The organism is Actibacterium sp., from assembly GCF_041584535.1.
Classification (GTDB): Bacteria; Pseudomonadota; Alphaproteobacteria; order Rhodobacterales; family Rhodobacteraceae; genus Actibacterium_D.
The window spans coordinates 1-8,524 of record NZ_JBFHDW010000102.1 but is presented as its reverse complement, the minus strand read 5'-3'; the positions used below and the strand labels follow the sequence as shown (position 1 = coordinate 8,524).

General features: G+C 62.5%; 10 protein-coding genes. 7 read left to right on the top strand and 3 right to left on the bottom strand.

What is annotated here, in order from left to right:
* Positions 1-50 precede the first annotated feature (50 nt).
* Complete coding sequence (locus tag ABYW26_RS06900) at positions 51-1,289, top strand: GTP-binding protein (RefSeq protein WP_372604041.1); 1,239 nt, start codon at positions 51-53, stop codon at positions 1,287-1,289.
* A gap of 18 nt (positions 1,290-1,307) precedes the next feature.
* On the opposite strand, the gene ABYW26_RS06895 is transcribed toward ABYW26_RS06900, so the two are convergent.
* Positions 1,308-1,862: a LuxR C-terminal-related transcriptional regulator gene (locus ABYW26_RS06895; protein WP_372604040.1), complete on the bottom strand. Its 555-nt coding sequence runs from the start codon at positions 1,860-1,862 to the stop codon at positions 1,308-1,310.
* 132 nt (positions 1,863-1,994) lie between these two features.
* Here ABYW26_RS06895 and ABYW26_RS06890 point away from each other — a divergent pair, with 132 nt between their 5' ends.
* The 6 genes from ABYW26_RS06890 (at position 1,995) to ABYW26_RS06865 (ending at position 7,712) form a co-directional block, all read left to right on the top strand.
* Entirely contained in the window at positions 1,995-3,161 is a 1,167-nt protein-coding gene (locus ABYW26_RS06890; protein ID WP_372604039.1) for a thiolase domain-containing protein, read from the top strand.
* A 131-nt stretch (positions 3,162-3,292) separates the two neighbouring features.
* Positions 3,293-4,615: an RNA polymerase sigma-54 factor gene (locus ABYW26_RS06885; RefSeq protein WP_372604038.1), complete on the top strand. Its 1,323-nt coding sequence runs from the start codon at positions 3,293-3,295 to the stop codon at positions 4,613-4,615.
* The gene (locus tag ABYW26_RS06880; protein ID WP_372604037.1) at positions 4,612-5,310 is read left to right on the top strand and encodes a CoA transferase subunit A; all 699 of its coding nucleotides are present in this window, start codon (positions 4,612-4,614) and stop codon (positions 5,308-5,310) included. Before ABYW26_RS06885 ends, ABYW26_RS06880 begins: the two co-directional genes overlap by 4 nt.
* A 12-nt stretch (positions 5,311-5,322) precedes the next feature.
* Positions 5,323-5,952: a 3-oxoacid CoA-transferase subunit B gene (locus tag ABYW26_RS06875; RefSeq protein WP_372604036.1), complete on the top strand. Its 630-nt coding sequence runs from the start codon at positions 5,323-5,325 to the stop codon at positions 5,950-5,952.
* A 244-nt stretch (positions 5,953-6,196) separates the two neighbouring features.
* Complete coding sequence (gene thyX / locus ABYW26_RS06870) at positions 6,197-7,105, top strand: FAD-dependent thymidylate synthase (RefSeq protein ID WP_372604035.1); 909 nt, start codon at positions 6,197-6,199, stop codon at positions 7,103-7,105.
* Positions 7,106-7,382: 277 nt separating this feature from the next.
* Positions 7,383-7,712, top strand: coding sequence for a hypothetical protein (locus ABYW26_RS06865; protein ID WP_372604034.1), 330 nt, complete (start codon positions 7,383-7,385; stop codon positions 7,710-7,712).
* On the opposite strand, the gene ABYW26_RS06860 is transcribed toward ABYW26_RS06865, so the two are convergent.
* Both ABYW26_RS06860 and ABYW26_RS06855 read right to left on the bottom strand, forming a co-directional pair.
* Positions 7,713-8,000, bottom strand: a complete 288-nt coding sequence (locus ABYW26_RS06860; RefSeq protein ID WP_372604033.1) for a hypothetical protein — start codon at positions 7,998-8,000, stop codon at positions 7,713-7,715.
* Positions 8,001-8,270: 270 nt separating this feature from the next.
* Positions 8,271-8,477: a cold-shock protein gene (locus tag ABYW26_RS06855; RefSeq protein ID WP_372604032.1), complete on the bottom strand. Its 207-nt coding sequence runs from the start codon at positions 8,475-8,477 to the stop codon at positions 8,271-8,273.
* Between the last annotated feature and the right edge of the window lie 47 nt (positions 8,478-8,524).

The following is an 8,524-nucleotide window of genomic DNA, read 5'->3' as shown; positions in this document are numbered from 1 at the left end:
CTGGAACGAAACCTGCTTCTCTTTTCACTGAAAAAGGGGAGAGAAAACCGATGTCGACGCCTGAAAATCTTGCTGTTCTGGCCCAACCCAAGGCCGAAGGACGGGTGCCTGTGACCCTGCTGACAGGGTTCCTTGGGGCCGGAAAAACAACCTTTCTGAACCGGCTGATGACCCTGCCCGAGATGGCATCGGCTGCCGTGTTCATCAACGAATTCGGCGAAATCGGCATTGATCACCACCTGGTCGAGCGAATCGATGAGGCCTTGGTGATTCTCGAATCCGGCTGTGTGTGCTGCACCGTTCAGGGCGATCTGATTGCCGAGCTGAAGCGGCTGCACGACCGCGTGGCCCGGCGCGAAATTCCGCCGGTGTCGCGGGTCGTGATCGAGACCACCGGTCTTGCCGATCCGATGCCGGTGGTGCGGGCGCTGATGGAAGACCGGTTCGCCTCGGCCCGCTTTCGCTGTGACGGGATCGTCACCGTGGTCGACAGCGGCCACGCGCTTGCGCAACTGGCGCATCACCGCGAGGCCCGCGTGCAGGTCAGCATGGCGGATCGTCTGGTGATGTCCAAGACTGACCTTTCGGACCGGGCGACGCGCCATGCGCTGATGCAAAGGTTGGCCGAACTGAACCCCGCCGCGCCGCGGCTTGAGGTCGATGACGCCAGCCAGTCGGTCGATAAGATATTTGGCGGCGGGCTATATGCCTCCGAACAGGCGCCTCAGGATCTGGCCTTGTGGCTGGGTCAGGCCGCCGGGATTGCCGCGACCCCGGCAACGGCGCTGACCTTGCCCACGGCAGCACATGCGCATAGTGGCCGGGTGCGCAGTTTCTCGGTGCGGTTGCCCCAGCCGGTGGCGTGGCGGGGCTTTGCGGTGCGGATCGGTGAAATCCTTGGGCGTTGGCAGGGCAAGATCCTGCGGCTGAAAGGGATCGTGGCGGTTGACGGGATCACGGCGCCGATGGCGATCCAATGCGTCCAATCCACCGCCTATGCGCCGGTGCGTCTGGCGCGCTGGCCCAGTCACGGCGCGATCAGTGCGGGGCAGGGTGCGGTGGTGGTGATCGGCGAGGGCCTTAGCCCCGAGGACGAACACGAGATCCGTGCGCTGTTGGCCGATCTGCCCGCAGATGCGCTGGCATTGCGGCGGGCGGCGGCACAGCCCGATCTGGCGACCCGCAACTGGTTGGGCGAGCGGATGCCGCTGGCCACCCGCCCGGGGCTGAGTTCGGGCGCGTTCGTGATCCAGCCCCGGTTTCTGCGCGATGCCCGTGCCGGCGCATAGGCGGTGCAGGATCGGCGGCTAGCCGACCACGATGATCTTGGACACCAGTTCAGCGGTGTTGCGCGCCCCGAGTTTTTTCATCAGGCGCGCGCGATGCACCTCGACCGTGCGATGCGAGATACCCAAAGCAAGGCCGATTTCCTTGCAGGTGCGCCCATTCACGACATGGCGCGCGATGTCCTGTTCGCGTGGCGTCAGATCGACCGACCGCGTGACCTGCTCGGCTGTTCGCTCAAACGCCCAGATCGTCAAGGCAAACGGGTCCTCCGGGCTGAGCGTCACACCACGGGCGCGCATCCAGCAGATCGTGCCATCGGCCATCTGCATAAAGCGCTGATCCTCGTAGCTTTTGTTCTCGGACATGCCTTTTTCCGCCCGCGCGCCGATCAGGCTGAAATCGGCATGGCTGGGATACAAAAGCCGCGCCGACCGGCCTTCCAGCGCTTCGGCCGAATAGCCGAACAGCGTCTGCGCCGCCCGGTTGGCCCGCAGAATCTGGCGGTGCGCAAGCATCAGCTGCGCGATGGGCGATTCAAGAAACCCAAGTTCGGCAAGAGAGGCATTGGTGTTCATCCGCACAGTATAGCGATCCGGAAATCTGACGTATACGTATTTGACTACGTAGGAATACGCATACGTATTTCCCCCAATATCCCCCTGCGGCCAACGCGGGCATTGTGGTTCGACCCGTATCAGGAGGCTCTTATGAACAGTATTCACATCGTCGGCAGTGGTCACACCGCATTCGGGCGGTTCGACGCGCGCAGCCTTGAAGACCTGATCGTCGAAGCCACGCGCGAAGCCTTGGCCGAAGCCGGGATTTCGGGCGCGGATATCGACGCGGTCTATCTGGGCCATTTCAACGCTGGTATGGCCGATGACGGGTTCGCGTCGTCGCTGGTGCATCAGGCCGATGACGGGCTGCGCTTCAAGCCTGCGACGCGGGTCGAAAATGCCTGCGCGTCCGGCTCGGGCGCGCTTTATGCCGGGATGAACGCGATCCGCGCCGGGCAGGCTAGGCGCGTGCTGGTCGTCGGGGTCGAGAAGATGACCCATCGCAGCACGCCCGAGGTGACAACCGCCCTTGGCCGCGCCGGGTATCAGGGCGATCCGGCCGAGGCCAGCCTTAGCTTTCCTCAGGTCTTTGCGCTTGCTGCCAAGGCCTATGCCGCGCGCTATGGCGATCCGCTGACCTCGATGGCGCGCATTTCGGCAAAAAACCATGCCAATGCGCTGGGCAATCCGCTGGCGCAGATGCGCCGCGATCTCAGCTTTGAACAATGCAACGAGATCAGCGAAAAGAACCCGCTGATCGCGCCGCCGCTGCGCCTGTCGGATTGTTCGCTGATTTCCGACGGGGCCGCCGCCGTGGTCCTAAGCGCCGATCCCGCGCCCCATGCCCGCAGCGCGCGTATCCGCGCCGCCGCGCATGTGTCGGATTTCCTGCCGATGTCGCGCCATGATATTCTGGGTTTCGAAGGCCCGAAACGCGCCGTTGCACAAGCCTATGCCGAGGCGGGGATTGGGGTCGCGGATGTGGGCTTTGCCGAGGTGCATGACTGTTTCACCATCGCTGAATTGCTGATGTACGAGGCACTGGGCCTGTGCGACGCCGGTCAGGGGGTCGATGTTCTGGATGACGGCTCGGTCTATCGCGGCGGGCGCTTGCCGGTGAACCTGTCGGGCGGGCTCAAGGCCAAGGGCCACCCGGTTGGCGCCACTGGCGTGTCGATGCACGCGCTGGCGTTTCGCCAATTGACCGGCACCGCCGGAGACATTCAGATCGACAACCCGCGCCTTGGGGTCGTGGTCAATATGGGTGGCGCTGCGGTGGCGAATTATGCCACCGTGCTGGAGACGGGTCGCGCCTGACACATGGCGCGGCTCTGGGAGAAGCAGATGACACATGTTGTCCGATCGGCGGCAACCGCCTGTCGGTTGATCGGCATCCCCGCATCGGCCCTTGGTCGGCGGGCGGCCGTGGTGTCGCCGGAGGGCGCGTCATGAGCGGCCATGGTCAGTATCTGTCGCAACAACCCGCCCAACGGATGACCCAGACCATGCAACGCGCCCTTGGCCTGTTGCAGTTGGACAATGCCGAACTAAGCGGCCTGCTGATCGAAGAGGCCGCGCGCAATCCCAACCTGCAGGTCACGCTGCCGATGCCTGAACTGACGCCGCAGCGGCGCCGGCCGTGGGTCACGCCGGGCAGCATGGCCGGGGCTGGTGATTTCGATCCCGACCGGTTCGGCGCGCAGGTTGCGGGGCTGTATGGCCATGTGCAGGATCAGATCGGACTGGTGTTCAATTCCGCGCGCGACCGCCAGATCGCCGAGGTCTTTGTCGCGGCGCTGGAACCCTCGGGATGGCTGGGCGAAAGCGTCGATGAGGTCGCCCGCACCGCAGGCTGCACACCCGAACAGGCGGCGCAGGTGCTGGAAAAGTTGCAGGGGATCGAGCCAACCGGCCTGTTCGCCCGGTCACTGTCGGAATGTCTGGCCCTACAACTGGCCGAGGCCGAGGCCCTGACCCCGCCGATGCAAAGCCTGCTCGACAACCTGCCGGCCTTGGCACGGGGTGACACCGGGGCGCTGATCCAGCGCTGTGCGGTCGATGCCGAAGAACTGGGGCGCATGGTGGCGCTGCTGCGCAGTCTTGATCCCAAGCCCGGCGCGCAATTCGATACCAGCCCGGCGCTGCGCCGCGCCCCCGACCTTGTTGTCAGCCGCGATGAACTGGGCGAATGGCAGGTGGCGCTGAACCGGGCCTCGACGCCCGAGGTGCGCGTCGTGCGTCTGGCCGAACCGGATTCGAAAGAGGGGCTGGAAACCGCCCGCTGGCTTGAGCGGACCCTGTCGCGCCGCAACCAGATGATCCTGCGCGTCGCGGGCTATGTGATCGCTTATCAGCATGCGTTTCTGGACCACGGCCGCACCCGTCTGAAACCGCTGACCAGCGGCGAGGTCGGGGCAGCGCTGGGTCTGCATGAAACCACCGTCGGGCGGATTCGCGCCGGGCTGTTGATGCAATTGCCGAAACAGGTGCTGCCGCTGCGCGATTTCTTTGGTCGCGGGCGAGTGACCTGTCAGACCGGCGAAAGCCTTGCCGGGGATGCGATCGCGGCGATGATCGCCGAACTGGTCGCGGTTGAGCCGCCCGATGCCCCGCTCAGCGATGCGCGGATGGTCGATATTCTGAAGGGGCGCGGCATCATTTTGTCGCGCCGCACCCTAGCGAATTGGCGCACGCGGGCGGGGATCGCCCCGGCGTCTGAACGGAAACGGGCCGCAACCGGCCGGTTGGACAAGAAAGAGAGATTTTCATGAAGAAAGTATACGGCAGCGCGAGTGATGCGCTCGACGGTTTGCTCTTTGATGGCATGATGATCGCAGCTGGTGGATTTGGCCTGTGTGGCATTCCCGAGCTGTTGATCGACGCGCTGGTCGAGAGCGGCGTCAAGGACCTGACGATCGCGTCGAACAACTGTGGTGTGGATGGCTTTGGTCTGGGCAAACTGCTGGACACCAAGCAGATCAAGAAGATGATGTCGTCCTATGTCGGCGAGAACGCCGAGTTCATGCGGCAATATCTCTCGGGCGAGCTGGAGCTGGAATTCAACCCGCAAGGCACGCTGGCCGAGCGCATGCGCGCCGGTGGCGCCGGTATTCCCGGGTTCTACACCAAGACCGGCGTCGGCACCGTGATCGCCGAGGGCAAGGACACCAAGATCTTCAACGGCGAAGAATACATCATGGAAACCGGCATCTTTGCGGATCTCAGCATCGTCAAAGCCTGGAAAGCCGACGAGACCGGCAACCTGATCTTCCGCAAGACCGCGCGCAACTTCAACCCGCCGGCTGCGACCTGCGGCAAGATCTGCATCGCCGAAGTCGAAGAGATCGTCCCGACCGGCAGCCTCGACCCCGACCACATTCACCTGCCCGGCATCTACGTGCACCGCCTGATTCAGGGCGAACACGAGAAACGCATCGAACAGCGCACCACGCGCCCGGCAGCTTAAGGAGACCGCATCATGGCATGGGACCGCAACCAAATGGCCGCCCGCGCGGCGCAAGAGCTGCAGGACGGCTGGTATGTGAACCTTGGGATCGGGATTCCGACCCTTGTCGCCAACCACATCCCCGACGGCATCCACGTGACGCTGCAATCCGAGAACGGGATGCTGGGCATCGGGCCGTTTCCGACCGACGACAAGGTTGACGCCGACCTGATCAACGCTGGCAAGCAGACGATCACCGAATTGCCGCACTCGGCCTATTTCGACAGCGCGCAAAGCTTTGCGATGATCCGTGGCGGCAAGATCGCGATGGCGATCCTTGGCGCGATGGAAGTGGCCGAAAACGGCGATCTGGCGAACTGGATGATCCCCGGCAAGCTGATCAAGGGCATGGGCGGCGCGATGGATCTGGTCGCGGGCGTTGGCCGGGTTGTCGTGGTGATGGACCACACCAACAAGCACGGCGAAAGCAAGGTGCTGAAGGACTGCACCCTGCCGCTGACCGGCAGGGGCGTGGTGGACCGGATCATCACCAACCTGGGCGTGCTGGACGTGGTCGAAGGCGGGCTGAAGATCGTCGAATGCGCCGAAGGCGTCACCGAAGACGACCTGCGCGCCTCGACCGAGGCGACGATCGTCAACTAAGACGCCATCGCAGAGCAAAGCTAACGGGGGCCACGGCCCCCGTTTTCGTTTCAGTTGCCGGGCAGATTGAACACACACCCATCCGACACAAGCTCGGGCCTTGCCCTATTCGGGCGCGATATCGGCCCAAAATCGAGATCAGTTTTGGAAAGTGTCGGCTCTGGATATGGTTATTTGCTGATTGGCATATCCTATATATAGTGGGTGACGATTCGAGATGCCAAAGAAGAAGGACGACCCCCCAATGCCGCTGAGCCCTGAGCAACTGGCCGAGATTGACGAGCTGCGCGCGACGCCGAAACCGACGCTGCGGGCGGTCTCTGAGGGCATGGAGGCGCATCTTTACAAGGCGATCCCGGTTCTGGATCACGGCTTTGTCCGGGTCATCGACTATATGGGTGACGACGCCGCGATCTGTCAGGCCGCGCGCGTGTCCTATGGCAAGGGCACCAAGTCGGTCAGCAATGACGAAGGCCTGATCCGCTACCTGATGCGGCACTGGCACAGCACCCCGTTCGAGATGTGCGAGATCAAGCTGCATGTGAAACTGCCGGTCTTTGTCGCCCGTCAGTGGATCCGCCACCGCACCGCAAATGTGAATGAATACTCGGCCCGGTATTCGATTCTGGACCGCGAATTCTATATCCCCGAGGCCCAGCACATCGCCGCGCAATCGACGGTGAACAATCAGGGCCGTGGCGAGGCGCTGACCGGGGACGAGGCCGCGCGGGTTCTGGAAATCCTCAAATCCGACGCCGCCCGCTGTTACGACAATTACGAGGCGATGATCAGTCAGGACGGCCAGCAAGGTCTGGCGCGCGAACTGGCGCGGATGAACCTGCCGGCGAATATCTACACCCAGTGGTATTGGAAAGTGGACCTGCACAACCTGTTCCACTTCCTGCGGCTGCGCGCCGACGCCCATGCGCAATATGAAATTCGGGTCTATGCCGACGAGATCTGCAAGGTCGTCGCCGACTGGGTTCCGGCGGCTTATTCGGCGTTCGAAGATTACCGCATGGGCGGCGCCAACCTGTCGGGCAAGGCGATCGACTGTATCCGCCGCATGGTCAAAGGCGAGGCCGTGACCCAGGAAGTTTCCGGCATGAGCAAAGGCGAGTGGCGCGAATTCGAGGCGCTGCTGAAAGACTGATCTTTTGCTGGCGGGCGTGTCAAAAGGCCCGCCGTTCACCTGCGGGCGTGTGGGCAATATGTTGCCCACGCCCGTGGCCCAGCAATCTGATGCAGAAAACGGATTCTGATGGCGGCAGTCTGATTTGCGGCCAATGGTCGGGATTGCCCGCTATTGTTCGAATTTTGGCAACAATAACATTCACGATGCGCTAAGAAATTGACTCCCCCGGTCAACAGCGTAACCTTCTGTTAATAATAAAATTTCGAGCAGCCAGACATTTTGTGGGGGTAAACCTATGATTACCAAATACGCCGCGCTTGCGGCGGGGCTGCTGTTTTGTGGGGCTGGTTCAGCCCTCGCGCTGACCTCGACCGACGCTTACACCATCCGGTGGAACTATACCCAGCCAAGCGAGCTGAACTCGATCCCGCCGCAGCCGGTCACGACCGGTGCGAATTATTGCCAGGCCGGTCAGACCCTTGTCGCCGGCATCAATGGCACCTTCTGTGAAGGTCTGCCCAGCGGCAAATTCGTCGAAGCTGACAATGTGCCGCCGGGCTATACTGGTCGTGTGTTTCGGATCGGGCCGGGGAATGGCTCGGGCCATCAGGATTTCGACTGGTAATCACAGTCCGGCCACCGCGATTCCCGCCGCCGCGCGGGCGTCGCGCACCGTGTCCGGGTTGGCGATTTCCCATGCTTTGAAGCGGGGATAGCCCTGCCGCAGCGCCACGATTCGGTCTTGCGGGGCCTGTCCGGCCAGCGCGTTCAACTCGTCTTGGGTCAGGAAATGCGCCTTGACCTGACTATAGGTGTCAACGCATTGGGCGGCCTGTCCGGGGCTAAGCACGGTCTGCATGGCCGCCTGATCGCAGGCGTAATACAGGGCGAGGATCGTCAGAAATTCAGGCATATCGGCCTCCGGTGTAAGGGCAGGAGGCAAGCGACACGGAGGAAAGGCGCCTCGTTTGCGCTTGCCTCCCTGTTGTTTTGTTATCGTGGGTTTACCCTAGCATTGACCGGCATTGGTCTTGGCCTGTAAATGCTGCGGCGCAGCATTACGGCGGGGCGGCGGCACAGAAATAGGCCGAAAACCGCGAATATGCTGAAAAAATATGCGAAAACCGCATGAAAAAGGCCGGTCCGCAGCGCGAACCGGCCCGAAATCGCGAAAGCCAGTGGCTTACATCGGTTTCAGATCACCTGCCGACTGACGGCCATCACGGCCTTCGATCATGGTGTAGCTGATCTTTTGATTGTCAGCCAAACCAGTCAGCCCGGCGCGTTCGACCGCCGAGATATGAACGAACACGTCTTTGCCCCCGTCATCGGGTGCAATAAAGCCATAGCCTTTGGTGGTATTGAACCATTTCACGGTGCCGGTGGGCATGCCGCTTCTCCTTCATAGTTAGCCCGTTTGCGGTATTGCTCGGGCAG

Bases quoted from the DNA above. Each gene is read 5' to 3' on its own strand.
- ABYW26_RS06895 (WP_372604040.1), bottom strand. From the start codon at position 1,862: ATGAACACCAATGCCTCTCTTGCCGAACTTGGGTTTCTTGAATCGCCC.
- ABYW26_RS06880 (WP_372604037.1), top strand. From the start codon at position 4,612: ATGAAGAAAGTATACGGCAGCGCGAGTGATGCGCTCGACGGTTTGCTC.
- ABYW26_RS06860 (WP_372604033.1), bottom strand. From the start codon at position 8,000: ATGCCTGAATTTCTGACGATCCTCGCCCTGTATTACGCCTGCGATCAG.
- ABYW26_RS06890 (WP_372604039.1), top strand. From the start codon at position 1,995: ATGAACAGTATTCACATCGTCGGCAGTGGTCACACCGCATTCGGGCGG.
- ABYW26_RS06875 (WP_372604036.1), top strand. From the start codon at position 5,323: ATGGCATGGGACCGCAACCAAATGGCCGCCCGCGCGGCGCAAGAGCTG.
- ABYW26_RS06885 (WP_372604038.1), top strand. From the start codon at position 3,293: ATGAGCGGCCATGGTCAGTATCTGTCGCAACAACCCGCCCAACGGATG.
- ABYW26_RS06865 (WP_372604034.1), top strand. From the start codon at position 7,383: ATGATTACCAAATACGCCGCGCTTGCGGCGGGGCTGCTGTTTTGTGGG.
- ABYW26_RS06900 (WP_372604041.1), top strand. From the start codon at position 51: ATGTCGACGCCTGAAAATCTTGCTGTTCTGGCCCAACCCAAGGCCGAA.
- ABYW26_RS06855 (WP_372604032.1), bottom strand. From the start codon at position 8,477: ATGCCCACCGGCACCGTGAAATGGTTCAATACCACCAAAGGCTATGGC.
- thyX (WP_372604035.1), top strand. From the start codon at position 6,197: ATGCCGCTGAGCCCTGAGCAACTGGCCGAGATTGACGAGCTGCGCGCG.